A 25,297-nucleotide genomic window follows, 5' to 3' on the forward strand; every position below is an offset into this window, starting at 1 on the left:
GTAGCATGGCCGCATACGATTCCAGGAGTGCGCCATGTCTGTAGCGGTGATTCAAATGGTCAGCCAGAGCGATGTGCTGGCTAATCTGGCCCAGGCCCGTCGACTGCTTGAGCAAGCGGCCGCCGGTGGCGCGAAGCTCGCGGTATTGCCGGAAAACTTCGCCGCCATGGGCCGGCGCGACGTTGCCGACATCGGGCGCGCCGAAGCCTTGGGCGAAGGCCCGATCCTGCCCTGGTTGAAACAGACCGCACGCGACCTCAAGTTATGGATTGTGGCCGGCACGTTGCCGTTGCCGCCGGTGGATCAGCCGACGGCGAAAGCCCATGCCTGTTCGTTGCTGGTCGATGACCAGGGCGATACGGTGGCGCGCTACGACAAGCTGCACCTGTTCGATGTGGACGTGGCGGACAATCGTGGCCGTTATCGTGAATCCGATGACTATGCTTATGGCAATGCAGTGGTCGTGGCGGACACGCCCGTCGGCCGGGTTGGCCTGACGGTCTGCTATGACCTGCGCTTTCCCGAGCTGTACAGTGAATTGCGCGCCGCCGGCGCGGAACTGATTACTGCCCCTTCGGCCTTCACCGCGGTGACCGGCGCGGCGCATTGGGATGTGCTGATACGTGCGCGGGCCATCGAGACGCAATGTTATGTGCTCGCGGCCGCCCAGGGTGGGACGCATCCGGGGCCGCGGGAAACCTTTGGCCATGCCGCCATCGTCGACCCATGGGGGCGTGTGCTGGCGCAACAGGATCAAGGTGAGGCCGTACTGCTGGCCGAACGCGACAGCAGCGAACAGGCGTCCATCCGGGCGCGGATGCCGGTGTCCAGTCACCGGCGATTTTTCTCGCAGGGCGCCCAGCGACCTGCATCAGAACGACGAATTTAAGGCGTAAAGCATATGAGCGAGTTGTTGTCCTCAGTCAGTGAACACCTGCTGGCGCCCGGTGGCGTCACGATCGAGAGCCTGCAAGGCGTGCTTGGCGATCTGGCCGGGCCGGGCATCGATGCCGCCGACCTGTATTTCCAGGGACAGATCTCCGAGTCCTGGGCGCTGGAAGACGGCATCGTCAAGGAAGGCAGCTTCAACCTTGACCAGGGTGTCGGCGTGCGCGCGCAATCGGGTGAAAAAACCGGTTTTGCCTACAGCAACGCCATCACACTTGAAGCCCTGGGCGCGGCGGCGCGTGCCGCCCGTTCGATTTCCCGGGCCGGGCAGCACGGCACCGTACAGGCGTTCACCAGCCAGGACGTCGCTCAGTTGTATGCGCCGGACAATCCGCTGGAAGTGCTGACCCGTGCCGAGAAAGTCGATTTGCTCAAGCGAGTCGACGCCGCGACCCGCGCCCTCGACCCACGCATCCAGCAAGTCACCGTGAGCATGGCCGGTGTCTGGGAGCGGATTCTGGTGGCTTCCACCGACGGCGGTCTGGCGGCGGATGTGCGGCCACTGGTGCGTTTCAATGTCAGCGTGATCGTCGAGCAGAACGGTCGCCGCGAGCGCGGTGGCCATGGCGGTGGCGGGCGGACCGATTATCGTTACTTCCTCGGCGAAGACCGCGCCATGGGCTATGCCCGTGAAGCGTTACGTCAGGCACTGGTCAACCTTGAAGCCATTCCGGCGCCGGCCGGTACCTTGCCGGTGGTGCTTGGTTCCGGTTGGTCGGGCGTGCTGTTGCACGAAGCCGTCGGTCATGGCCTGGAAGGCGACTTCAACCGCAAAGGAAGCTCGGCTTACAGCGGGCGCATGGGCGAGATGGTCGCATCGAAGCTTTGCACCATTGTCGATGACGGCACCCTGGCCGGTCGCCGTGGTTCATTGAGTGTCGATGACGAAGGCACGCCGACCGAGTGCACTACGCTGATCGAAAACGGCGTGCTCAAGGGCTACATGCAGGACAAGCTCAACGCGCGCCTGATGGGCGTGGCGCGTACCGGTAACGGCCGTCGCGAATCCTACGCGCACCTGCCGATGCCGCGCATGACCAACACCTACATGCTCGCCGGTGAAAGCGACCCGGCGGAAATCATCGCCTCGGTGAAGCGCGGCATCTACTGCGCCAACCTGGGTGGCGGTCAGGTGGACATCACCAGTGGCAAGTTCGTGTTCTCCACCAGCGAGGCGTACCTGATCGAGGACGGCAAGATCACCGCTCCGGTCAAGGGCGCAACCCTGATCGGCAACGGGCCGGAAGCCATGAGCAAGGTGTCGATGGTCGGTAATGACCTGTCGCTGGACAGCGGCGTGGGCACGTGTGGCAAGGATGGGCAATCGGTGCCGGTGGGTGTCGGCCAGCCAACGCTGAAGATTGATGCGATCACCGTGGGTGGCACGGGCGCATAAGGATGAAGACATCCTCTGTAGGAGCTGCCGAAGGCTGCTCCTACAGAGGATTGGCGTTACTCAGCGCAGACCGCGTTGAGTCTCGTCCAGCTCACGGATGTACTTGAAGATTTTACGGCTGGAAGCAGGAGGCTTGTTTTGCGCAACCTCATGCTGGGCCTGACGGATCAGGGATCGCAATTGCTGGCGGTCCGCGTCCGGGTAGTCGACGACGAATTTTTCCAGAACGGCATCGTCGCCAGCGATCAGACGATCGCGCCAGCGCTCCAGGTTATGAAAGCGTTCGTTGTATTGACGGGTGGAGGCATCGAGTTGATCGAGCAAAACCAGAATCGCGGCAGTGTCCTGATCGCGCATCAGTTTGCCGATGAACTGAAGGTGCCGTTTACGCGCGATGTTCGCGGTGTGCTTGGGCGCATCGGCCAGAGCCCGACGCATTCCGTCGGTCAAGGGCAGTTTTGCCAGCAAGTCAGGCTTGAGTGTTGTAAGGCGCTCGCCAAGGTCAACCAGAGCATGCAGCTCGCGTTTAACCTGGGATTTGCTTTTTTCTCCCGTATCGAGGGAGTCGTCGTAAGAATCAACCATGGTGGCCGTCCGCAAAGAAACGCCGCCATGATAACCAGTCGGGGGCCGCTTGTCCGGCCCGGTCGCTCGATGACCGTTACCGAAAGCAGAATTTGAGTGGAGAACAGCATGAGTGCAGTTGAAAGCGTCGGCCCACAAGCGTTGCCGGCACTGCAGGAGCAAGTCGAGCAGATCATCGCTGAAGCCAGGCGCCAAGGGGCCAGCGCCTGTGAAGTGGCGGTGTCACTGGAGCAGGGCTTGTCGACCACGGTGCGTCAGCGTGAAGTCGAAACGGTAGAATTCAACCGCGATCAGGGTTTTGGCATCACCTTGTACGTCGGTCAGCGCAAAGGCTCGGCCAGCACGTCGGCCAGTGGTCTGGAAGCGATTCGCGAAACCGTCGCCGCTGCACTGGCCATCGCCAAGCACACTTCGGAAGACGAAGCCTCGGGCCTGGCAGATGCCGCACTGATGGCCCGGGATATTCCCGATTTCGACCTGTTCCACCAATGGGACATCACGCCGGAGCAGGCCATCGAACAGGCCCTGGCCTGTGAGGCCGCGGCGTTTGCCGCCGACAGCCGGATCAAGAACGCTGACGGCACCACCCTCAGTACCCATCAGGGTTGCCGCGTTTATGGCAATAGCCACGGGTTTATCGGCGGTTACGCATCGACTCGTCACAGCTTGAGCTGCGTGATGATCGCCGAAGCGGACGGCCAGATGCAGCGCGATTACTGGTACGACGTGAACCGCCAGGGCAATCTGCTGGCCGACCCGGTCAGCATCGGCCAGCGTGCCGCGCAACGGGCGGCGAGCCGTCTGGGCGCGCGGCCGGTGCCGACTTGCGAGGTGCCGGTGCTGTTTTCCGCCGAGTTGGCCGGGGGGCTGTTCGGCAGTTTCCTGTCTGCGATTTCCGGCGGCAGCCTGTATCGCAAGTCGTCGTTCCTTGAAGGCACACTGGGCCAGAAGCTGTTTCCGGAATGGCTGACCATCGACGAGCGTCCGCACCTGATGCGGGCCTTGGGCAGCGCGGCGTTCGATGGCGATGGCCTGGCAACCTACGCCAAACCGTTCGTCGAAAAAGGCGAGTTGGTGTCGTACATCCTCGGCACCTACTCCGGCCGCAAGCTCGGCATGCCAAGTACGGCCAACGCCGGCGGCGTGCACAACCTGTTCGTCACCCATGGTGATGAAGACCAGGCGGCCTTGCTGCGGCGCATGGGACGCGGACTGTTGGTTACCGAGTTGATGGGCCAGGGGCTGAACATGGTCACCGGCGATTATTCCCGGGGCGCGGCGGGTTACTGGGTCGAGAACGGGGAAATCCAGTTCGCGGTCCAGGAAGTGACCATCGCCGGCAACATGCGCGATATGTTCAAGCAGATCGTTGCTGTGGGTAACGATCTGGAACTGCGCAGCAACATTCGCACGGGTTCCGTGCTGATCGAGCGGATGACGGTGGCGGGTAGCTAAGCTTCGCCGTTACACAAAAAAGGCGCGCCACCCAATGGGTGGCGCGCCTTTTTTTGTGGATCAAAAGATCGCAGCCTTCAGCAGCTCCTACATTGGGCTCGTGTAGGAGCTGCCGAAGGCTGCGATCTTTTGATGTTTATTCGCCTTCGTCGAAGTAGCGATTGATCAGGTCTACCAGCGCGTCCATCGCTTCCTGTTCCTGCTCGCCTTCCGTGCTCAGATGGATTTTGGTGCCCTTACCGGCAGCGAGCATCATCATGGCCATGATGCTTTTGCCATCTACTGTGGATTCAGGTGTGCGTCCTACCCTGATCGTGCAGTCCTTGAACTGGCCGGCGACCCCGACGAATTTTGCAGAAGCACGGGCATGCAGGCCCAGCTTGTTGATGATTTCGATTTCCCGAGCAGGCATCGCGATGTGAATCCTTTAGCTGAGGTCGCGGTGGCGAACCTGGACATTCTTCAGGGATTTTTGCAGCGCCTGCCCCAGACGCTCGGTCAGGTAGACGGAGCGGTGATGTCCGCCAGTGCAGCCAATGGCAATGGTGACGTAGGCGCGGTTGCTGGCGGCAAAACGAGGCAGCCACTTTAGCAGGTATGTGGAAATGTCCTGGAACATCTCTTCGACATCCGGCTGTGCCGCCAGGTAATCGGCAACCGGTTGATCGAGCCCGGACTGCTCGCGCAATTCCGGTTTCCAGTAAGGGTTGGGCAGGCAACGCACATCGAATACCAGGTCGGCGTCCACCGGCATGCCCCGCTTGAACCCGAAGGATTCAACCAGGAACGCAGTGCCCGGCTCGGGCTGATTCAACAGACGCAGTTTGATGGCGTCGCGCAGCTGGTACAGGTTCAGGCTGGTGGTGTTGATCTTGAGATCGGCGAGGTCGGCAATCGGCCCGAGCAAGTCGCTCTCGACGCTGATGGCTTCGGCCAGCGAGCGGTTGGCGTTGGTCAGGGGGTGACGTCGGCGGGTTTCCGAGAAGCGCTTGAGCAAGGTTTCTTCGTCGGCATCCAGGTACAGCACATCGCACTGGATGTGGCGGTTGCGGACTTCTTCGAGCAGCTCGGGGAAGCGTGACAGGTGGCTGGGCAGGTTGCGCGCGTCAATGGAAACGGCGACCAGCGGCTGTAGCAGCTCGGTATGAATCAAGGCTCGTTCGGCCAGTTCCGGCAGCAGACCGGCAGGCAGGTTGTCGATGCAGTAGTAGCCGTTGTCCTCAAGAACGTCGAGGGCGGTACTTTTACCTGAGCCGGAACGGCCACTGACGATGATCAAGCGCATGATTACTGACCGTTTTGCTCGTCCAGGACAACCTGATACAGGGCTGCGTTGCTTGCAGCACTACGCAGTTTTTCGCGAATTTCCTTGCGGTCGAGCATGCTGGCGATCTGTCGCAGCAGCTCAAGGTGCGCATCGGTGGCGGCTTCCGGGACCAGCAATACGAACAGCAGGTCAACCGGCGCGCCGTCGATGGCGTCGAAGTCGATAGGGGCGTCCAGATGCATCAATGCACTGATGGGTGAAACACAACCCTTGAGTCGGCAGTGTGGAATAGCGATGCCGTTGCCAAAACCGGTGGAGCCGAGTTTTTCACGGGCAATCAGCGCCTCGAAGACATCTTGCATCTCCAGAGCCGGCACTTCGCGGGCGATCAGATTGGCAATTTGTTCGAGGGCTTTCTTTTTACTGCCGCCCGGCACGTTCACCAGGGAACGGCCGGGGGTCAGGATACTTTCAAGTCGGATCATGGGTTGGGAGTGTTAACGACCGGTTGCGCCCTGGAGGAGGCTCTGGGTCTTTTCCTTATGCTTTTTGAGTTGTTTATCCAGCTTGTCGGTGAGTGCGTCGATCGCGGCGTACATATCGGTATGTTCCGCGTTGGCGACCACTTCATTCCCGGGAATATGCAGCGTGGCTTCGATTTTCTGCTTCAGTTTTTCGACGGTCATCGTGACCTGCACATTAGTGATCCTGTCGAAATGTCGCTCCAATCGTTCGAGTTTTTCGCCGATGTAGGTGCGAAGAGGTTCGGTCACTTCCAGTTGGTGTCCACTGATGTTGACTTGCATACAGCTTCTCCTTCGTTGCCAGTGCATAAAGCGGCAGATCAGATGATCTGCCACTGGAACGCTGTGGCGTGGCCCTACATCAACCGCTTGCGTTCGCTCGAAGGCGCGATCCCGAGGGATTCGCGGTACTTGGCGACCGTGCGGCGAGCCACCTGAATGCCTTGTGCCTCCAGTAAACCAGCGATCTTGCTGTCACTCAATGGCTTTTTCTGATTTTCCGCGGCAACCAGTTTTTTGATGATCGCGCGGATCGCCGTGGACGAGCATTCTCCGCCTTCGGAGGTGCTGACATGACTGGAGAAAAAGTACTTCAGTTCATAAATGCCCCGGGGGGTGTGCATGAACTTCTGGGTGGTCACCCGTGAAATCGTCGACTCATGCATGCCGACCGCTTCGGCGATGTCATGCAGGACCAGCGGCTTCATGGCTTCGTCGCCATATTCGAGGAAACCACGCTGATGCTCGACGATCTGGGTGGCAACCTTCATAAGGGTTTCATTGCGGCTCTGCAGGCTCTTGATGAACCAGCGGGCCTCCTGCAACTGATTGCGCATGAACGTGTTGTCGGCGCTGGTGTCGGCGCGGCGCACGAAACCGGCGTACTGGGCGTTGACCCGCAGCCGTGGCACCGACTCCTGATTGAGCTCCACCAGCCAGCGCTCGTTGTCCTTGCGCACGATAACGTCTGGAACGACATACTCGGCTTCGGCGGACTCGATCTGCGAACCCGGGCGCGGGTTGAGGCTCTGGACCAGCTCGATGACCTGGCGGAGTTCATCTTCCTTGAGCTTCATGCGGCGCATCAGCTGGCTATAGTCGCGGCTACCAAGCAAGTCGATGTAATCGGTCACCAGGCGCTTGGCCTCAGCCAGCCAAGGGGTCTTGGCGGGTAGCTGGCGCAATTGCAGCAGCAGGCATTCGCCCAGGTTGCGGGCGCCGATGCCGGCGGGCTCGAATTGCTGGATGCGGTGCAGGACCGCTTCGATTTCGTCCAGTTCGATGTCCAGTTCCGGATCGAAGGCGTCGAGGATTTCCTCGAGGGTTTCGTCCAGGTAGCCCTGGTTGTTGATGCAGTCGATCAGGGTCACGGCGATCAGGCGATCGGTGTCGGACATCGGGGCCAGGTTCAGTTGCCACAGCAAGTGGCTTTGCAGGCTTTCGCCGGCCGAGGTGCGGGTGGTGAAGTCCCATTCGTCGTCGTCATTGCTGGGCAGGCTGCTGGCGCTGGTCTGGTAAACGTCTTCCCACGCGGTGTCGACGGGGAGTTCGTTGGGGATGCGCTCGTTCCAGTCACCCTCATCGAGGTTATCGACCGTCGGGGCGCTTTCCTGGTAGGAAGGTTCCTGGATGTCGGTGTTGGGCTTCTGTTCGGCGTTGTCGGCCAAGGGGTCGGTGTTATCGAAGTCGTCGCCTTCTTCCTGGCGTTCGAGCATCGGATTGGACTCCAGGGCCTCCTGGATTTCCTGTTGCAGGTCCAGGGTCGACAATTGGAGCAGGCGGATAGCCTGTTGCAGCTGCGGTGTCATCGTCAGCTGCTGGCCCATTCTCAAGACTAGCGATGGTTTCATGGCAGGGGCTTAACACCTTATTCGCCGGCGCACACGCGCCATCCACTACAGAGCGCCGGGGCGCCAAACTTAAGCAAATTATATGCCTGAAACTGAAGTGTTTGCCTAGAGCGCTGTAACAATAAAAAAGAGTTGATTTTCTATCGAGACAAGCGCCCGTCGACTGCTCTGGTTCCTCGGTGCCTTACAGGCGGAATTCGTGGCCCAGATATACTTCCTTCACAAGGTCATTGGCCAGGATGGTTTCAGCGTCACCTTCGGCGATCAGTTGGCCGTCATTGACGATGTAGGCGGTTTCGCAGATATCCAGGGTTTCACGAACGTTGTGGTCGGTGATCAGCACGCCAATGCCCTTGGCCTTGAGGTGGTGAATGATCTGCTTGATGTCCCCGACCGAAATCGGGTCCACGCCGGCGAAGGGTTCGTCGAGGAGGATGAATTTCGGGTTGGTGGCCAGGGCTCGGGCGATTTCCACGCGACGGCGCTCACCGCCAGACAGGCTCATGCCGAGGTTGTCGCGGATGTGGCTGATGTGGAATTCCTGCAGCAGGCTTTCCAGTTCCTTGCGACGACCGGCCTTGTCGAGTTCCTTGCGGGTCTCGAGGATGGCCATGATGTTGTCGGCCACCGACAGTTTGCGGAAGATCGATGCTTCTTGCGGCAGGTAGCCGATACCGGCTTTTGCGCGACCGTGCATCGGCTGGTGGCTGACGTCCAGGTCATCGATCAGGACGCGGCCCTGATCGGCTTGCACCAGGCCGACGATCATGTAGAAGCAGGTGGTCTTGCCGGCGCCGTTCGGGCCAAGCAGGCCGACGATCTGACCGCTGTCGATGGACAGGCTGACGTCGCGCACGACCTGGCGGCTCTTGTAGCTCTTGGCCAGATGCTGAGCTTTCAGAGTTGCCATTACCGGGCCTTATTCTCGTCGGTTTTCTTCTTCGGCTGGATCACCATGTCGATGCGCGGACGTGCCTCGGTGACCTTGCTGCCCGTGGCGCGACCGGCGCTGGCGAGCTTCTTGACCGTGTCGTAGACGATTTTTTCGCCCTGGGTGACGTTGTTGTCCTTATCGACAACTTTGGCCTTGTCGATCAGTACGACCCGGTTTTGCGCGGCGTGATACTGGATCGTCACGCCCCAGCCCTGAACAGGCTTGGTATCGCCAGCCGTTTGCAATTGCTCGAAGTACGCCAGGTTGCCCACCGAGGTCACTACGTCGATGTCGCCAGTCGGGGTGCGGGTGATGGTCACGGTGTTGCCGGTCACCTTCATCGAGCCCTGGGTGATGATCACGTCACCCTTATAGGTGGCTATACCTTGCTTGTCGTCCAGTTGGGCATCGTCGGCCTGAATGCGGATAGGCTGCTGTTGATCTTCCGGCAGAGCCCAGGCGCTCACGCTTCCCAGTGCTGCGCCCAGACTGAGCAAAATCGGGAGGGTTTTAACGAGCCTCATACTGTCCTCTTACGTTCGATAGCAGGTGTATCCTGCTTTCTTTCAAATACGCTTTCATTCCCTTGCCAGTCGATACACCGCCAGCGCCGTCGATTCTAACGTCTTGCTCGGTCTGCGCATATTGCTGCTGCGGGAACACGGTCATGCGGGTGCTGGTGATCAGGGTCTTGCGGTTTTTCTCGTCGAAGCGCGTGATGCGCACGTCATCGATCAGTTCGACCTGTGTGCCATCAGGGTTGACCTCGCCGTGCAAGCTCTGGACGTGCCACGGGAATTCAGTGCCGCGGAACACATTCAGGTCGGGGTTGGTCAGCAATGTCACCTCGGTGGCTTTCAGGTGCTCGACCTTGTCCGACACCAGATCATATTGCAGCTTGCCGTCCGGCAGGTACTGCACGCTGTGGGCGTTGATGGCGTAATAGTCGATCGCGCTTTCATCGATCGGCGTTACCGGCTTGTCGAGGAAGCGTTCCGGGCTGATGTTCCAGTAGCCTACCGCGGCGAATATCGCTGCGATGCAACTGAACATCAGGGTATTGCGAAACTTTTTGCTCAGCATAATGGGCTCACAGGTACGCAGCATTGGCCGCATCGAGGCGGCCCTGGGCACGCAGGATCAGTTCGCAGAACTCGCGAGCGGCGCCTTCACCACCACGGGCGAGGGTGATGCCGTGAGCGTGTTCACGCACGAAACTGGCGGCATTGGCCACCGCCATACCCAGGCCGACGCGGCGAATCACCGGCAGGTCCGGCAGGTCGTCGCCGAGGTAAGCCACCTGTTCATAGCTCAGGTTGAGTTGGGCCAGCAGTTCGTCGAGTACCACCAGTTTGTCCTCGCGCCCCTGATACAGATGCGGGATGCCGAGGTTCCTGGCTCGCCGTTCCACCACCGGGGTCTTGCGGCCGCTGATGATGGCGGTCTGCACGCCGGCGGCCATCAACATCTTGATGCCCTGACCGTCGAGTGTGTTGAACGTCTTGAATTCGCTGCCGTCTTCGAGGAAGTACAGGCGGCCATCGGTCAACACGCCATCGACATCGAACACCGCCAGTTTGATCTGTTTGCCGCGTTGCAACAGGTCCGCACTCATTACATTACTCCTGCACGCAGCAAGTCGTGCATGTTCAGGGCGCCGACCGGGCGGTCTTCGCTGTCGACCACGACCAATGCGTTGATTTTATGGTCTTCCATGATTTTCAGCGCTTCGGCGGCGAGCATCTCGGCGCGCGCGGTCTTGCCATGGGCCGTCATGACCTGGTCGATGATGGCGTTGTGGATGTCGACACTGTGGTCCAGCGTGCGGCGCAAATCGCCGTCGGTGAAGACTCCGGCCAGTTTGCCGTCGGCTTCCAGAATGACGGTCATGCCCAGGCCCTTGCGGGTCATTTCCATCAGGGCATCCTTGAGCAGGGTGCCGCGCTGGACCTGCGGCAGTTCCTGGCCTGCGTGCATGACATTTTCCACTTTCAGCAGCAGGCGTCGGCCGAGGGCGCCGCCTGGATGGGAAAAGGCGAAGTCCTCGGCGGTAAAGCCACGGGCTTCCAGCAACGCGACTGCCAGGGCGTCGCCCATGACCAGGGCGGCGGTGGTCGACGAGGTCGGTGCCAGGTTCAGCGGGCAGGCTTCGTGCTCGACGTGAACATTCAGGTTGACCTCGGCGGCCTTGGCCAGCGCGGAATCAGGATTGCCGGTCACGCTGATCAATTGAATGCCCAGGCGCTTGATCAGCGGCAGCAGGGTCACGATTTCATTGGTGGAGCCGGAGTTCGAGAGCGCCAGAATGATGTCGTCGCGGGTAATCATGCCCATGTCGCCGTGGCTGGCTTCAGCCGGATGCACAAAAAATGCCGTGGTGCCGGTGCTGGCCAGGGTCGCGGCAATCTTGTTGCCGATGTGCCCCGACTTGCCCATGCCGACTACGACCACGCGGCCTTTGCTGGCCAGAATCATCTCGCAAGCGCGTACGAAATCAGCATCGATATGGGGCAGCAGGCCTTGCACGGCTTCTATCTCGAGGCGGATGGTGCGTTGTGCTGATCGAATCAGGTCGCTGGATTGGCTCATGTCAGAAATCGTATAGCCTGATGAAAAGTCGGCGATTATAACGGTAATGATCGAATCCCTCACGCAAGTTCGTTGCGCATTGTCATTACCTGTTACGGGAAACCTTCTAAAAGGGGGCTTTCAACCGGTCATACAGTTGAACAAGCCCCGGCTTTGGCCTTGGGCGCGCAGCCTTTGCAGTGATATAGTTCGCCGCCAGTTCGGCCTGCCCGGGAGGTTTGTGCTTTCGTCAGGAAGCCAGGCGTCCGAGAGAGAGGCTGCATCGCAAGGAGTTTAGATGAGTGCCGATAACGCCTACGCGGTCGAGCTGAAGGGACTGTCCTTCAAGCGCGGTGCGCGCAGCATTTTCAATAATGTCGATATCCGTATCCCGCGCGGCAAGGTCACCGGCATCATGGGGCCTTCCGGGTGTGGCAAGACCACGCTTTTGCGTCTGATGGGCGCCCAGTTGCGGCCTACCAGGGGCGAAGTCTGGGTCAACGGTCAGAATCTGCCAAAACTGTCGCGCAGCGACCTGTTCGATGCGCGCAAGCATATGGGCGTACTGTTTCAGAGCGGCGCACTGTTCACTGACCTCGATGTCTTCGAGAACGTCGCCTTTCCGTTGCGGGTCCATACGCAACTGCCGGATGAAATGATCCGCGACATCGTCCTGCTCAAGCTGCAGGCTGTGGGCTTGCGCGGTGCCATCGACCTGATGCCCGACGAGCTTTCCGGCGGCATGAAACGCCGTGTTGCGCTGGCCCGGGCGATTGCGCTCGACCCGCAGATCCTCATGTACGACGAGCCCTTTGTCGGCCAGGACCCCATCGCAATGGGCGTTCTGGTGCGCCTGATTCGTTTGCTCAACGATGCGCTGGGCATCACCAGTATCGTGGTGTCCCATGACCTGGCCGAGACCGCGAGCATTGCCGATTACATTTATGTGGTGGGCGATGGCCAGGTGTTGGGGCAGGGGACGCCGGACGAGTTGATGAACTCGGATGAACCGCGCATTCGTCAGTTCATGACCGGCGAACCCGACGGCCCGGTCCCGTACCACTTTCCAGCGACGGATTACCGCGCAGATCTTCTGGGGAAGCGCTGATGCGCAGAATTTCATTGATAGAACGCGTTCGCCGCTTCGGCCAGGCCGGCATCGATGCGCTGGCGGTGTTCGGGCGTTCGAGCCTGTTCCTGTTCCATGCCTTGCTCGGCCGGGGCGGTATCGGTGGTGCCTTTGGGCTGCTGGTCAAGCAGCTGCATTCGGTGGGCGTGATGTCCCTGGTGATCATCGTGGTCTCCGGGGTGTTCATCGGCATGGTGCTGGCGCTGCAGGGCTTCAACATACTTTCCAGCTATGGTTCGGAGCAGGCAGTCGGGCAGATGGTGGCGCTGACGCTGCTGCGTGAACTGGGGCCGGTGGTAACTGCCCTGCTGTTCGCCGGGCGCGCAGGTTCCGCGTTGACCGCCGAAATCGGCAACATGAAGTCCACCGAGCAGTTGTCCAGCCTGGAAATGATCGGGGTTGACCCGCTCAAGTACATCATCGCGCCACGCTTGTGGGCCGGTTTCATTTCCTTGCCGGTGCTGGCGATGATTTTCAGCGTGGTGGGTATCTGGGGCGGCTCGTGGGTAGCTGTCGACTGGCTGGGAGTCTATGAAGGTTCCTACTGGTCGAACATGCAGAACAGCGTGACGTTCACCGAGGATGTGCTCAACGGGGTCATCAAAAGTATCGTCTTTGCCTTTGTCGTGACCTGGATCGCCGTATTCCAAGGCTATGACTGTGAGCCCACTTCCGAGGGGATCAGTCGTGCCACTACCAAGACCGTTGTATATGCCTCGTTGGCAGTACTCGGCCTGGACTTTATTCTGACCGCCTTGATGTTTGGAGATTTCTGATGCAAAACCGCACCCTGGAAATCGGTGTCGGCCTTTTCTTGCTGGCCGGCATCCTGGCTTTGCTCTTGTTGGCGTTGCGGGTCAGTGGCCTGTCCCCGAGCCCGAGCACCGATACGTATAAACTTTACGCCTACTTCGACAATATCGCCGGTTTGACGGTCAGAGCTAAAGTGACCATGGCCGGTGTGACTATCGGTAAGGTCACGGCCATCGATCTGGATCGCGACAGCTTTACCGGTCGGGTGACCATGCAGCTGGAAAAACGCATCGATAATCTTCCGGCGGACTCTACTGCATCTATCCTGACCGCTGGCCTGTTGGGCGAAAAGTACATCGGTATCAGCGTGGGCGGGGAAGACACCCTGCTCAAGGATGGTGGAACCATCCATGACACGCAGTCATCGCTGGTGCTCGAAGACCTGATCGGTAAATTCCTGCTCAATACCGTTAGCAAAGAAGCTAAATGAGGAACTGTTAAATGATCTCTACCTTGCGACGTGGCCTGTTGGTAATACTCGCGGTGTTTCCGTTGGTGTCCCACGCCGTGGCGGCGCCTTCCGCGCACGATCTGGTACAGGACACCACTAATCGGATGCTGGCCGATCTGGCGGCCAACAAAGAAAAGTACAAGCAGGATCCGCAAGACTTTTATGCGGCGCTGAATACCATCGTCGGGCCGGTCGTGGATGCCGAGGGTATTTCCAAGAGCATCATGACGGTCAAATACTCGAAGAAAGCATCCCCGGCGCAGATGAAGACCTTCGAAGAAAACTTCAAGAAGGGTCTGTTCCAGTTCTATGGCAATGCCTTGCTGGAGTACAACAACCAGGGCATCACCGTTGATCCGGCCAAGGACGAGTCGGGCGACCGTACCAGCGTTGGCATGACCGTCAAGGGCAGCAGCGGCGCGATCTATCCGGTGTCCTACACGCTGGAGAAGATCAACGGCGAGTGGAAGCTGCGTAATGTCATCATCAACGGCATCAACATCGGCAAGCTGTTCCGCGATCAGTTCGCCGATGCGATGCAGCGCAATGGCAATGACCTGGACAAGACCATCAATGGTTGGGCCGGGGAAGTCGCCAAGGCCAAGGAAGCCACCGACAAGAAACCAGGGCAGTCAACCCAATGAGTGAGTCGGCAGTCCAGATGGACGAAGCGGGCGAGCTGCGACTCAGTGGCGTGCTGGATTACCGCACCGGTCCTGGCCTGCGTGAGCGGGGCAAGGCGCTGATCAAGGCCAGCACGGCCGGGGCGCTGGTGGTCGATTGCTCGGCGGTGACCAAGTCCAGCAGTGTCGGTTTGTCGTTGCTGCTGTGCTTCATCCGCGATGCGCAGGTGGCCGGCAAGGCCCTGAGCATCCGTGGGATGCCGGAAGACATGCGTGAAATCGCTCAGGTCAGCGAGATGACCGAGCTGTTGGCGCACCCCTGACACGCATCTATAAAGAAGCCCCCCGTCCGAGTCCTGCTTGGCGGGGTTCGCAGGCGCGGGGCTTTTTTGTATGATGTCCGACCCGCGCGCACAGGGCGCCGAATGAGGTTGAGCATGCAGGCCACCGAAGTTAAGAGCTTTCTTGAAGGAAAGCTGCCCGGAACGAAAGTAGAAGTCGAGGGCGAAGGCTGCAATTTCCAGCTGAACGTGATTAGCGATGAACTGGCGGCATTGAGCCCGGTCAAGCGTCAGCAGCAGGTCTATGCCCATTTGAACCCGTGGATCGTCGATGGCAGCATCCATGCGGTCACTATGAAATTTTTCAGCAGCACGGCCTGGGCCGAGCGCACCTGAGCCCAAGGGCGTCGAGATTCTTATGGATAAATTGATTATTACCGGTGGCGTTCGTCTTGATGGCGAAATCCGCATCTCCGGGGCAAAGAACTCTGCCCTGCCGATCCTGGCGGCCACCTTGCTGTGCGATGGCCCGGTGACCGTGGCCAACCTGCCGCACCTGCACGACATCACCACCATGATCGAGCTGTTCGGCCGCATGGGCATCGAGCCTGTGATCGACGAAAAACTCTCCGTCGAAATCGACCCGCGCACCATCAAGACCCTGGTCGCACCGTACGAACTGGTTAAAACCATGCGTGCGTCGATCCTGGTGCTGGGCCCGATGGTTGCCCGTTTCGGTGAAGCCGAAGTTGCCTTGCCTGGCGGTTGCGCCATCGGTTCGCGTCCGGTTGACCTGCACATCCGTGGCCTGGAAGCCATGGGCGCAGTCATCGACGTCGAAGGCGGCTACATCAAGGCCAAGGCACCTGAAGGCGGCCTGCGCGGTGCACACTTCTTCTTCGATACCGTCAGTGTGACCGGTACCGAAAACATCATGATGGCCGCAGCGCTGGCCAAAGGCCGCAGCGTCCTGGCTAACGCCGCTCGCGAGCCTGAAGTGGTCGACCTGGCGAACTTCCTGAACGCCATGGGCGCCAAGGTTTCCGGCGCCGGTACCGACACCATCACCATCGATGGCGTCGAGCGTCTGCACACCACCACTTATAAAGTGATGCCCGACCGTATCGAAACCGGCACCTATCTGGTGGCGGCGGCGGTGACCGGCGGCCGTGTGAAGGTCAAGGACACCGATCCGACCATCCTCGAAGCCGTTCTGGAAAAACTCCGGGAGTCCGGTGCCGAAATCAACACCGGCGAAGACTGGATCGAGCTGAACATGCATGGCAAGCGGCCGAAAGCCGTCAACGTGCGGACCGCTCCGTACCCGGCGTTCCCGACCGACATGCAGGCGCAGTTCATCTCCCTTAACGCCATTGCCGAAGGCACGGGCGCCGTGATCGAGACGATCTTCGAAAACCGCTTCATGCACGTCTATGAGCTGCACCGCATGGGCGCCAAGATCCAGGTCGAGGGCAACACGGCCATCGTCACCGGCACCGAAAAACTCAAGGGTGCGCCAGTGATGGCGACCGACCTGCGTGCTTCGGCCAGCCTGGTCATTTCGGCACTGATCGCCGAAGGCGACACCCTCATCGACCGCATCTACCACATAGACCGTGGCTACGAGTGCATCGAAGAAAAACTGCAGATGCTGGGTGCGAAGATCCGTCGCGTTCCGGGCTAGTACCTGCTGCATGGGCATAAGGACATGCCCGTTGAATTGTTGAAGTCGAGTCGGTTTCCGGCTCGATGTGTGTCCGGCGCCATTTGCGACCGGGCATGAGTACCTTGATAAGGACTGACGTTTCCCATGTTGACCATCGCACTGTCCAAGGGCCGCATCCTTGACGACACCTTGCCGCTTCTGGCTGAAGCGGGCATTGTGCCGACCGAGAATCCGGACAAGAGCCGCAAGCTGATCATTCCCACGACCCAGGCAGATGTACGCCTGCTGATCGTGCGTGCCACCGATGTGCCGACCTATGTCGAACATGGTGCTGCTGACCTCGGCGTCGCCGGCAAAGATGTGCTGATGGAATACGGCGGCCAGGGCCTGTACGAGCCGCTGGACCTGCAAATTGCCCAGTGCAAGCTGATGACTGCCGGCAAGGTCGGCGCGGTCGAGCCCAAGGGCCGCCTGCGCATCGCCACCAAGTTCGTCAACGTTGCCAAGCGCTACTACGCCGAACAGGGCCGTCAGGTCGACATCATCAAGCTCTATGGTTCGATGGAGCTGGCGCCGCTGATCGGTCTGGCGGACAAGATCATCGACGTGGTCGACACCGGTAACACGCTGCGGGCCAACGGCCTGGAGCCACAGGATTTCATTGCTGCCATCAGCTCCCGGCTGATCGTCAACAAAGCTTCGATGAAGATGCAGCACGCCCGTATCCAGGCGTTGATCGACACCCTGCGCAAGGCAGTGGAGTCTCGACACCGCGGCTGATTCACCTGCGCGACGTTAAGTCGCGCCCGTCTATCCGCCTCATAGCCAGAATTCTCAGGTGCCCAAGCGGAAACGACTGCTAAGTTAGGGCGCCTGAGTTTTTGCCATTCCTATGAGGCTCTCGCTATGACCGCACCGACTGCAATTCGCCGACTCAACGCTGCTGACCCGGATTTTGCGCATCATCTGGATCATCTGCTGAGCTGGGAAAGTGTGTCTGACGACTCGGTCAATCAGCGGGTGCTGGACATCATCAAGGCCGTGCGTGAGCGTGGCGATGCGGCACTGGTGGACTTTACCCGGCAGTTCGACGGCCTGGACGTGAAGTCCATGGCCGACCTGATCCTGCCGCGTGAGCGTCTGGAACTGGCGCTCACCCGCATCTCCGTGGCCCAGCGCGAAGCCCTGGAAGTCGCCGCAGCTCGTGTGCGCAGTTACCACGAAAAACAAAAGCAGGACTCTTGGAGCTACACCGAGGCCGACGGTACCGTGCTGGGCCAGAAAGTCACGCCGCTGGACCGCGCCGGTCTGTACGTGCCGGGCGGTAAGGCGTCGTACCCGTCGTCGGTGCTGATGAACGCGATTCCAGCCAAGGTCGCTGGCGTCACCGAAGTGGTCATGGTCGTGCCGACCCCGCGCGGTGAAATCAACGAACTGGTACTGGCCGCCGCCTGCATCGCCGGTGTCGACCGTGTGTTCACCATTGGTGGCGCTCAGGCCGTTGCCGCATTGGCTTACGGCACCGAAAGCGTGCCGAAGGTCGACAAGGTGGTCGGTCCGGGCAACATCTATGTCGCCACCGCCAAGCGCCACGTGTTTGGCCAGGTCGGAATCGACATGATCGCCGGCCCTTCGGAAATCCTTGTGGTGTGCGACGGCCAGACCGATCCGGACTGGATCGCCATGGATCTTTTCTCCCAGGCCGAGCACGACGAAGACGCCCAGGCCATTCTGGTCAGCCCCGACGCCGAGTTCCTCGACAAGGTCGCCGCCAGCATCGCCAGGCTGATGCCGACCATGGAGCGTGCCGCGATCATTGAAACCTCGATCAATGGCCGTGGAGCACTGATCAAGGTGCGCGACATGGAACAGGCCATCGAAGTGGCCAACCGCATCGCGCCGGAGCACCTCGAATTATCCGTTGCCGATCCACAAGCCTGGCTGCCGCAAATCCGCCACGCCGGTGCAATCTTCATGGGCCGTCACACCTGCGAGGCCCTGGGTGATTACTGCGCAGGCCCGAACCACGTGTTGCCGACCTCCGGCACCGCGCGTTTCTCCTCGCCGCTGGGTGTGTACGACTTCCAGAAACGTTCATCGATCATCTTCTGCTCCGAGCAGGGTGCGTCCGAGTTGGGCAAAACCGCTTCCGTGCTGGCCCGTGGCGAGTCGCTGACTGCCCACGCTCGCAGTGCCGAATATCGCATCGTTGACGACAAGCAGGGGAACTGAACATGAGTAAATTCTGGAGCCCATTCGTCAAGAATCTGGTGCCTTACGTCCCGGGTGAGCAGCCGAAGCTGGCAAAACTGGTGAAGCTCAACACCAACGAAAACCCGTACGGCCCATCGCCAAAAGCCCTTGCGGCGATGCAAACCGAACTCAATGACAACCTGCGTCTGTACCCGGATCCGAACAGCGATCTGCTCAAGCAGGCCGTCGCCAGGTACTACGGCGTGCAAGGCAATCAGGTGTTCCTCGGCAACGGTTCCGATGAAGTGCTGGCGCACATCTTCCACGGTTTGCTGCAGCACGATCAGCCGCTGCTGTTCCCTGACATCAGCTACAGCTTCTACCCGGTCTACTGCGGGTTGTACGGCATCACGTTTGACGCGGTGCCGCTGGACGAGCAGTTCCGGATCAACCCGGCGGACTACGCCAGGCCGAACGGCGGGATTATCTTCCCCAACCCGAACGCGCCGACCGGCTGCCTGTTGGCGCTGGAGGCGGTGGAGCAGATTCTCAAGGCCAGCCCGGATTCGGTGGTCGTGGTGGACGAGGCTTACATCGATTTCGGCGGCGAGACGGCAATCACCCTGGTGGACCGTTATCCGAACCTGCTGGTGACCCAGACCCTGTCCAAGTCCCGTTCCCTGGCCGGCCTGCGGGTGGGTCTGGCGGTCGGTCATCCGGACCTGATCGAGGCGCTGGAGCGGATCAAGAACAGCTTCAACTCCTATCCGCTGGACCGCATGGCAAATGTCGGCGCTGCCGCGGCGTTCGAGGATCGCGAGTATTTCGACAAGACCTGCCGGTTGGTGATCGAGAATCGCGAGAAGGTCGTTGCGCAGCTGGAGGAGAAGGGTTTTGAAGTGCTGCCATCGGCGGCGAACTTCATTTTCGCCCGTCACCCCCGACACGATGCGGCGGGGCTTGCGGCGAAGTTGCGTGAGCAGGGCGTGATCGTCCGGCACTTCAAGCAGGAGCGGATTGCCCAGTTCCTGCGGATCTCCATCGGCACGCCAGAGCAGAATCAGGCGTTGATCGATGGACTAGGCGACCTCTAAACCACCACTGACCCCCTGTAGGAGCAAGCTCGCTCCTACAGGGGCTTGTCTCAGCTGCTTACTCTTCTTCTTTATCCTTGACCGGAGCCGGCGGCGGCCGCAGGCCGACTTCCGCCATCAGCTTGAGTTCCTTGCCGTTGCGCATCACCTCGATCGCGACCTTGTCGGTCGGCTTGATCCGCGCCACCTGATTCATCGAGCGACGGCCATCACCGGCCGGTTCGCCATCGATGGCAAGAATCACATCACCCAGTTGCAGGCCGGCCTTCTGTGCCGGACCGTCGCGGAAAATTCCCGCCACGACAATGCCCGGACGCCCGGACAAGCCGAACGATTCGGCCAGTTCCTGGGTCAGCGGCTGCACTTCGATACCCAGCCAGCCACGAATCACCTGGCCGTGCTCGATAATCGACTTCATCACTTCCATCGCCAGCTTCACCGGGATCGCGAAACCAATGCCCTGGGAGCCGCCGGACTTGGAGAAGATCGCCGTGTTGATACCGGTCAGGTTACCGACGGCATCCACCAGCGCACCGCCGGAGTTGCCGGGGTTGATCGCCGCATCGGTCTGGATGAAGTCTTCGTAGTTGTTCAGGCCCAGTTGGTTGCGACCGGTGGCGCTGATGATGCCCATGGTCACGGTCTGGCCGACGCCGAACGGGTTGCCGATGGCCAGCGCGACGTCGCCGATGCGGATGTTGTCAGAACGCCCCACGGTGATCGACGGCAGGTTTTTCAGGTCGATTTTCAGCACCGCGAGGTCAGTCTCCGGGTCGCTGCCGATCACCCGCGCCAGGGTTTCCCGGCCGTCCTTGAGCGCCACCACGATCTGGTCGGCGCCGCTGGTCACGTGGTTGTTGGTCAGAATGTAGCCTTCCGGGCTCATGATCACACCGGAGCCGAGGCTCGATTCCATGCGTTTCTGCTTGGGCGAGTTATCACCGAAGAAACGACGGAACTGCGGATCTTCGAACAACGGATGATTGGGTTTGTTGATGACTTTGGTGGTGTACAGGTTCACCACCGACGGCGCCGCGGTGGATACCGCTTCGGCATAAGACACCGGGCCCTGCTGCATACTGGTGGTTTGCGGCGCTTGTTGCAGATTGACGTCGAGGCTCGGAAGCCCGACCCACTGCGGGTAACGCTGGATTATCAAAAGAGCGACAAGCACGCCGGCCAACAGCGGCCAGCCGGAAAAACGCAGCGCCTTGAGCATTAAGCACTTCCTGAGAGAGTTGCAGGCGGTATGAGACCGCTCATAATGACGCGCATTATACGAGGCCGCACGCGCCTCTGAACGGGATATTTAGGAGTCTTTCATGGCCGTCGCCCTGAGCACCCTGGTCGAAGAAGCCGACCGTTACCTCAACAGCGCCAAAATCGCCGATTACTGCCCCAATGGCCTGCAGGTCGAAGGCCGTCCGCAAGTGATGCGCATTGTCAGTGGCGTCACTGCCAGCCAGGCCTTGCTCGATGCTGCAGTGGAGGCCAATGCCGACCTGGTGCTGGTGCACCATGGCTACTTCTGGAAGGGCGAGAACCCGTGCATCACCGGCATGAAACAGCGCCGCTTGAAGACTCTGCTCAAGCACGATATCAGCCTGTTGTCCTATCACCTGCCGCTGGATCTGCACCCGGACGTTGGCAATAACGTGCAGCTCGCACGGCAGCTCGACATCACCGTCGAAGGCCCGCTGGACCCGGACAACCTGAAGATTGTCGGCCTGGTCGGCTCGCTGAATGAGCCGATGACGCCCCGGGATTTCGCCCGCCGCGTCCAGGAAGTCATGGGCCGTGAGCCGCTGTTGATCGAAGGCAGCGCGATGATCCGCCGTGTCGGCTGGTGCACCGGTGGTGGCCAGGGTTACATCGACCAGGCCATTCTGGCAGGCGTCGATCTGTACCTCAGCGGCGAGGCTTCCGAGCAAACCTTCCACAGCGCCCGGGAAAACGACATCAGCTTCATCGCCGCCGGTCACCATGCCACCGAGCGCTACGGCGTCCAGGCGCTGGGGGATTACCTGGCGCGGCGCTTTGCGCTGGAACACATCTTCATCGATTGCCCGAATCCGATCTGACCGTTATCGCAGGCGCGTCGCTACCTTGTAGGAGCCGGCTTGCCGGCGAAGGCGTCCTCATCAGCAGCGCAAGTCTTGAGGGCCTCTTCGCTGGCAAGCCAGCTCCTACAGGGGTCGATTGCCCAAACGGGCAGGCATATTCATATGCTCTTTCGATCTAGTTGGCGTCCTGATTAGAAGAGGTCGCTGTGCTAGGATCCTCGCTCGAACACGGCCCGCTGGCCGTTCATAAGAAAGCTTTCGTGAGTAGCCATGGTCGATAAACTGACGCATCTGAAACAGCTGGAGGCGGAAAGCATCCACATCATCCGCGAGGTGGCCGCCGAGTTCGATAACCCGGTGATGCTGTACTCCGTCGGTAAAGATTCCGCCGTGATGCTGCACCTTGCGCGCAAGGCATTCTTCCCGGGCAAACTGCCGTTCCCGGTGATGCACGTCGACACCCAGTGGAAGTTCAAGGAAATGTACGCGTTCCGCGACCGTATGGTCGAAGAACTCGGCCTTGACCTGCTGGTGCACGTCAACCCCGATGGCGTCGCGCAAGGCATCAACCCGCTCACCCACGGCAGTGCCAAGCACACCGATATCATGAAAACCGAAGGCCTCAAGCAGGCCCTCGACAAGTACGGTTTCGATGCTGCTTTCGGTGGTGCCCGTCGTGACGAAGAGAAGTCCCGTGCCAAAGAGCGCGTGTATTCCTTCCGCGATACCAAGCACCGCTGGGACCCGAAAAACCAGCGTCCCGAGCTGTGGAACGTCTACAACGGCAAGGTCAACAAGGGCGAATCGATCCGCGTTTTCCCGTTGTCGAACTGGACCGAACTGGACATCTGGCAGTACATCTACCTGGAAGGGATCCCGATCGTGCCGCTGTATTTCGCCGCCGAGCGCGACGTTATCGAGATGAATGGTACTTGGATCATGATCGACGATGAACGCCTGCTCAATCACCTGAGCGATGAAGACAAGGCACGCATCGTCAAGAAGAAGGTCCGTTTCCGCACACTCGGCGACTACCCCTTGACCGGTGCGGTCGAGTCCGAGGCTACCAGCCTGACCGACATCATTCAGGAAATGCTCCTGACGCGAACTTCCGAACGCCAGGGCCGGGTCATCGATCACGATGGCGCAGGCTCGATGGAAGAAAAGAAACGTCAGGGTTATTTCTAAGGGGTTGTCATGTCGCACGCATCTGATTTGATCAGCGAGGACATCCTCGCCTATCTGGGCCAGCACGAACGCAAGGAAATGCTGCGCTTTCTTACCTGTGGCAACGTCGATGACGGCAAGAGCACCCTGATCGGGCGTCTGCTGCACGACTCCAAAATGATCTACGAAGATCACCTGGAAGCCATTACCCGCGACTCGAAAAAAGTCGGCACCACCGGTGATGATATCGACCTGGCGTTGCTGGTCGACGGCCTGCAGGCCGAGCGGGAACAGGGCATCACCATCGATGTCGCTTACCGCTACTTCTCCACCGCCAAGCGCAAATTCATCATCGCCGACACCCCCGGCCATGAGCAGTACACCCGCAACATGGCCACCGGTGCGTCCACCTGTGACCTGGCGATCATTCTGGTCGACGCCCGTTATGGCGTGCAGACCCAGACCCGTCGCCACAGCTTTATTGCTTCGTTGCTGGGCATCAAGCACATCGTGGTCGCCATCAACAAGATGGACCTCAACGGTTTCGACGAGAAAGTCTTCGAGTCGATCAAGGCCGATTACCTGAAGTTCGCCGAAGGCATCGCCTTCAAGCCGACCACCATGGCCTTCGTGCCGATGTCGGCGCTCAAGGGCGACAACGTGGTGAACAAGTCCGAACGTTCGCCGTGGTACACCGGCCAGTCGTTGATGGAAATTCTGGAAACCGTCGAGATCGCCAGCGACCGCAACTACAGCGACCTGCGTTTCCCGGTGCAGTACGTCAACCGTCCGAACCTGAACTTCCGTGGTTTCGCCGGCACCCTGGCCAGTGGCGTCGTGCACAAGGGCGACGAAGTCGTGGTGCTGCCGTCGGGCAAGAGCAGTCGCGTGAAATCCATCGTCACCTTCGAAGGTGAGCTGGAGCATGCAGGTCCTGGTCAAGCGGTGACGCTGACCATGGAAGACGAGATCGATATCTCCCGCGGCGACTTGCTGGTGCATGCCGACAACCTGCCGCAAGTGGCTGACGGCTTCGACGCCATGCTGGTGTGGATGGCCGAAGAGCCGATGCTGCCGGGCAAGAAATACGACATCAAGCGCGCTACGACGTACGTGCCGGGTTCGATCACCAGCATTGTCAACCGCGTTGACGTGAACACCCTGGAAGAAGGCCCTGCCAGTGCCTTGCAGCTGAACGAGATCGGTCGGGTCAAGATCAGCCTCGATGCAGCCATCGCGCTGGACGGTTACGCGAGCAACCGCACCACCGGTTCGTTCATCGTCATCGATCGTTTGACCAATGGCACCGTCGCCGCCGGCATGATCATCGCTCAACCAGTGGCGCACGGCAGTAGCACGCATCACGGCAAACTCGCGCACGTCGCCACCGAAGAACGCGCCCAGCGCTTCGGCCAGCAACCGGCCACCGTGTTGTTCAGCGGCTTGTCCGGCGCGGGCAAAAGCACGCTGGCCTACGCGGTTGAACGCAAGCTGTTCGACATGGGCCGTGCAGTGTTTGTGCTCGATGGCCAGAACCTGCGTCACGACCTGAACAAAGGTCTGCCACAGGATCGCGCCGGGCGTACCGAGAACTGGCGTCGTGCCGCACACGTTGCGCGTCAGTTCAACGAAGCCGGTCTGCTGACCCTGGCAGCGTTCGTTGCGCCGAGTGCCGAAGGTCGTGAACAGGCCCGGGAACTGATCGGCAAGGAGCGTCTGCTGACGGTCTACGTCCAGGCTTCGCCGACAGTCTGCGCCGAGCGTGATCCGCAAGGTTTGTACGCAGCGGCCGGGGATAACATCCCGGGCGAATCCTTCCCGTACGACGTGCCGCTGGATGCCGACCTGGTGATCGACACCCAGTCCGTTTCACTGGAAGAAGGCGTCAAGCAAGTGCTGGGTCTGCTGCGCGAGCGTGGTGCGATCTAAGGCCGGAGCAACGGCAAGCTTCTAGCTTCAAGCTGTAAGAAAAAGCCCGCAGACAAGTGATTGTCTGCGGGCTTTTTGTGTCTGCGGGCTTTTTGTGGTTGTTCCGACTTGCCCGCGAAGAGGCCCTTGCAGCCAGCTCGCTCGCTTGCTGGCTGGGTATTCCCAATGCGCGCCGTGTAAGCGGTCGGCAATTACGCGTGAATTTCCAGCACCATTAGCACTTGGGAAATGGACTACAGAGATATCGGAAATGGGTAAGTTATATTTGTTTGCATAGGGGGATATTGTCCTTGGCAGATGCAGGGTAGAAGCATATTCAGGTTTATGTTAGGTCGATTGCACATAGGCAGATATCCAAGGT

Annotated in this window: 28 protein-coding genes; 16 read left to right on the forward strand and 12 right to left on the reverse strand. The window is 60.0% G+C overall.

The features are described from left to right. Positions 1 to 34: 34 nt before the first annotated feature. Together KW849_RS10205 and tldD are read left to right on the forward strand one after the other, a co-directional pair. Positions 35 to 889: a carbon-nitrogen hydrolase family protein gene (locus tag KW849_RS10205; protein ID WP_218429283.1), complete on the forward strand. Its 855-nt coding sequence runs from the start codon at positions 35 to 37 to the stop codon at positions 887 to 889. A 12-nt stretch (positions 890 to 901) separates the two neighbouring features. Further along, positions 902 to 2,344, forward strand: coding sequence for a metalloprotease TldD (gene tldD / locus KW849_RS10210; protein ID WP_218429285.1), 1,443 nt, complete (start codon positions 902 to 904; stop codon positions 2,342 to 2,344). 60 nt (positions 2,345 to 2,404) lie between these two features. Here tldD and yjgA read toward each other — a convergent pair whose 3' ends face one another. After that, positions 2,405 to 2,929: a ribosome biogenesis factor YjgA gene (yjgA, locus tag KW849_RS10215; protein ID WP_056728351.1), complete on the reverse strand. Its 525-nt coding sequence runs from the start codon at positions 2,927 to 2,929 to the stop codon at positions 2,405 to 2,407. A 108-nt stretch (positions 2,930 to 3,037) separates the two neighbouring features. On the opposite strand from yjgA, the gene pmbA reads away from it, so the two are divergent. After that, entirely contained in the window at positions 3,038 to 4,384 is a 1,347-nt protein-coding gene (pmbA, locus tag KW849_RS10220; RefSeq protein WP_218429287.1) for a metalloprotease PmbA, read from the forward strand. Positions 4,385 to 4,520: 136 nt separating this feature from the next. Here pmbA and KW849_RS10225 read toward each other — a convergent pair whose 3' ends face one another. The 10 genes from KW849_RS10225 to KW849_RS10270 all read right to left on the reverse strand — a co-directional run bounded on the left by KW849_RS10225 (position 4,521) and on the right by KW849_RS10270 (position 11,548). Then, positions 4,521 to 4,796: an HPr family phosphocarrier protein gene (locus KW849_RS10225; protein ID WP_108218198.1), complete on the reverse strand. Its 276-nt coding sequence runs from the start codon at positions 4,794 to 4,796 to the stop codon at positions 4,521 to 4,523. A gap of 15 nt (positions 4,797 to 4,811) precedes the next feature. Then, entirely contained in the window at positions 4,812 to 5,669 is an 858-nt protein-coding gene (rapZ, locus tag KW849_RS10230; RefSeq protein WP_108218199.1) for an RNase adapter RapZ, read from the reverse strand. Between the two features lie 2 nt (positions 5,670 to 5,671). After that, the gene (gene ptsN / locus KW849_RS10235) at positions 5,672 to 6,136 is read right to left on the reverse strand and encodes a PTS IIA-like nitrogen regulatory protein PtsN (RefSeq protein WP_218429289.1); all 465 of its coding nucleotides are present in this window, start codon (positions 6,134 to 6,136) and stop codon (positions 5,672 to 5,674) included. Between the two features lie 12 nt (positions 6,137 to 6,148). Next, entirely contained in the window at positions 6,149 to 6,457 is a 309-nt protein-coding gene (gene hpf, locus KW849_RS10240; protein WP_108218201.1) for a ribosome hibernation-promoting factor, HPF/YfiA family, read from the reverse strand. A gap of 74 nt (positions 6,458 to 6,531) precedes the next feature. Beyond that, positions 6,532 to 8,025, reverse strand: coding sequence for an RNA polymerase factor sigma-54 (locus KW849_RS10245; RefSeq protein WP_108218202.1), 1,494 nt, complete (start codon positions 8,023 to 8,025; stop codon positions 6,532 to 6,534). A gap of 184 nt (positions 8,026 to 8,209) precedes the next feature. After that, positions 8,210 to 8,935 carry an LPS export ABC transporter ATP-binding protein gene (gene lptB / locus KW849_RS10250; protein WP_008054366.1) on the reverse strand — a complete coding sequence of 242 codons (726 nt, stop codon included), beginning with the start codon at positions 8,933 to 8,935 and terminating at the stop codon, positions 8,210 to 8,212. Next, a complete protein-coding gene (gene lptA / locus KW849_RS10255; RefSeq protein ID WP_108218203.1) occupies positions 8,935 to 9,483 on the reverse strand; it encodes a lipopolysaccharide transport periplasmic protein LptA in 549 nt (182 codons plus the stop codon). The genes lptB and lptA overlap by 1 nt, the downstream gene beginning before the upstream one ends. Then, positions 9,470 to 10,042: an LPS export ABC transporter periplasmic protein LptC gene (lptC, locus tag KW849_RS10260; RefSeq protein WP_218429290.1), complete on the reverse strand. Its 573-nt coding sequence runs from the start codon at positions 10,040 to 10,042 to the stop codon at positions 9,470 to 9,472. The genes lptA and lptC overlap by 14 nt, the downstream gene beginning before the upstream one ends. Positions 10,043 to 10,049: 7 nt before the next feature. Then, positions 10,050 to 10,574: an HAD family hydrolase gene (locus KW849_RS10265; protein WP_108218205.1), complete on the reverse strand. Its 525-nt coding sequence runs from the start codon at positions 10,572 to 10,574 to the stop codon at positions 10,050 to 10,052. Beyond that, a complete protein-coding gene (locus tag KW849_RS10270; protein WP_218429291.1) occupies positions 10,574 to 11,548 on the reverse strand; it encodes a KpsF/GutQ family sugar-phosphate isomerase in 975 nt (324 codons plus the stop codon). The genes KW849_RS10265 and KW849_RS10270 overlap by 1 nt, the downstream gene beginning before the upstream one ends. A gap of 277 nt (positions 11,549 to 11,825) precedes the next feature. Between KW849_RS10270 and KW849_RS10275 the strand changes: the two genes are divergently transcribed. From KW849_RS10275 to hisC, 10 genes are all read left to right on the forward strand, one after another. Continuing rightward, entirely contained in the window at positions 11,826 to 12,635 is an 810-nt protein-coding gene (locus tag KW849_RS10275) for an ATP-binding cassette domain-containing protein (RefSeq protein WP_108218207.1), read from the forward strand. Beyond that, positions 12,635 to 13,432 carry a lipid asymmetry maintenance ABC transporter permease subunit MlaE gene (mlaE, locus tag KW849_RS10280; protein WP_108218208.1) on the forward strand — a complete coding sequence of 266 codons (798 nt, stop codon included), beginning with the start codon at positions 12,635 to 12,637 and terminating at the stop codon, positions 13,430 to 13,432. Before KW849_RS10275 ends, mlaE begins: the two co-directional genes overlap by 1 nt. Continuing rightward, positions 13,432 to 13,899: an outer membrane lipid asymmetry maintenance protein MlaD gene (gene mlaD / locus KW849_RS10285; protein WP_056728368.1), complete on the forward strand. Its 468-nt coding sequence runs from the start codon at positions 13,432 to 13,434 to the stop codon at positions 13,897 to 13,899. The genes mlaE and mlaD overlap by 1 nt, the downstream gene beginning before the upstream one ends. Positions 13,900 to 13,910: 11 nt before the next feature. Next, positions 13,911 to 14,564, forward strand: coding sequence for a phospholipid-binding protein MlaC (locus KW849_RS10290; protein WP_218429293.1), 654 nt, complete (start codon positions 13,911 to 13,913; stop codon positions 14,562 to 14,564). Next, entirely contained in the window at positions 14,561 to 14,866 is a 306-nt protein-coding gene (locus KW849_RS10295) for a lipid asymmetry maintenance protein MlaB (RefSeq protein ID WP_218429295.1), read from the forward strand. Before KW849_RS10290 ends, KW849_RS10295 begins: the two co-directional genes overlap by 4 nt. A gap of 114 nt (positions 14,867 to 14,980) precedes the next feature. After that, a complete protein-coding gene (locus KW849_RS10300; RefSeq protein WP_218429298.1) occupies positions 14,981 to 15,220 on the forward strand; it encodes a BolA family protein in 240 nt (79 codons plus the stop codon). A 22-nt stretch (positions 15,221 to 15,242) separates the two neighbouring features. Then, positions 15,243 to 16,508 carry a UDP-N-acetylglucosamine 1-carboxyvinyltransferase gene (gene murA, locus KW849_RS10305; RefSeq protein ID WP_218429300.1) on the forward strand — a complete coding sequence of 422 codons (1,266 nt, stop codon included), beginning with the start codon at positions 15,243 to 15,245 and terminating at the stop codon, positions 16,506 to 16,508. A gap of 126 nt (positions 16,509 to 16,634) precedes the next feature. After that, a complete protein-coding gene (hisG, locus tag KW849_RS10310) occupies positions 16,635 to 17,270 on the forward strand; it encodes an ATP phosphoribosyltransferase (RefSeq protein WP_007941260.1) in 636 nt (211 codons plus the stop codon). Positions 17,271 to 17,396: 126 nt separating this feature from the next. Further along, positions 17,397 to 18,722, forward strand: a complete 1,326-nt coding sequence (hisD, locus tag KW849_RS10315) for a histidinol dehydrogenase (protein ID WP_218429302.1) — start codon at positions 17,397 to 17,399, stop codon at positions 18,720 to 18,722. Between the two features lie 2 nt (positions 18,723 to 18,724). Then, positions 18,725 to 19,777 (forward strand): histidinol-phosphate transaminase, encoded by a 1,053-nt coding sequence (gene hisC, locus KW849_RS10320; protein WP_218429304.1) that lies wholly within the window; start codon positions 18,725 to 18,727, stop codon positions 19,775 to 19,777. 58 nt (positions 19,778 to 19,835) lie between these two features. Here hisC and algW read toward each other — a convergent pair whose 3' ends face one another. Beyond that, positions 19,836 to 20,996: a Do family serine endopeptidase AlgW gene (gene algW, locus KW849_RS10325; protein ID WP_218429305.1), complete on the reverse strand. Its 1,161-nt coding sequence runs from the start codon at positions 20,994 to 20,996 to the stop codon at positions 19,836 to 19,838. 103 nt (positions 20,997 to 21,099) lie between these two features. Between algW and KW849_RS10330 the strand changes: the two genes are divergently transcribed. The 3 genes from KW849_RS10330 to cysN all read left to right on the forward strand — a co-directional run bounded on the left by KW849_RS10330 (position 21,100) and on the right by cysN (position 24,936). Then, complete coding sequence (locus tag KW849_RS10330; protein ID WP_218429307.1) at positions 21,100 to 21,858, forward strand: Nif3-like dinuclear metal center hexameric protein; 759 nt, start codon at positions 21,100 to 21,102, stop codon at positions 21,856 to 21,858. Between the two features lie 252 nt (positions 21,859 to 22,110). Further along, entirely contained in the window at positions 22,111 to 23,028 is a 918-nt protein-coding gene (gene cysD / locus KW849_RS10335) for a sulfate adenylyltransferase subunit CysD (protein WP_108218218.1), read from the forward strand. Between the two features lie 9 nt (positions 23,029 to 23,037). Continuing rightward, positions 23,038 to 24,936 carry a sulfate adenylyltransferase subunit CysN gene (gene cysN / locus KW849_RS10340; protein WP_218429308.1) on the forward strand — a complete coding sequence of 633 codons (1,899 nt, stop codon included), beginning with the start codon at positions 23,038 to 23,040 and terminating at the stop codon, positions 24,934 to 24,936. Positions 24,937 to 25,297: the final 361 nt, after the last annotated feature.

It is taken from the genome of Pseudomonas sp. PDM26 (assembly GCF_019219185.1).
GTDB lineage: Bacteria > Pseudomonadota > Gammaproteobacteria > Pseudomonadales > Pseudomonadaceae > Aquipseudomonas.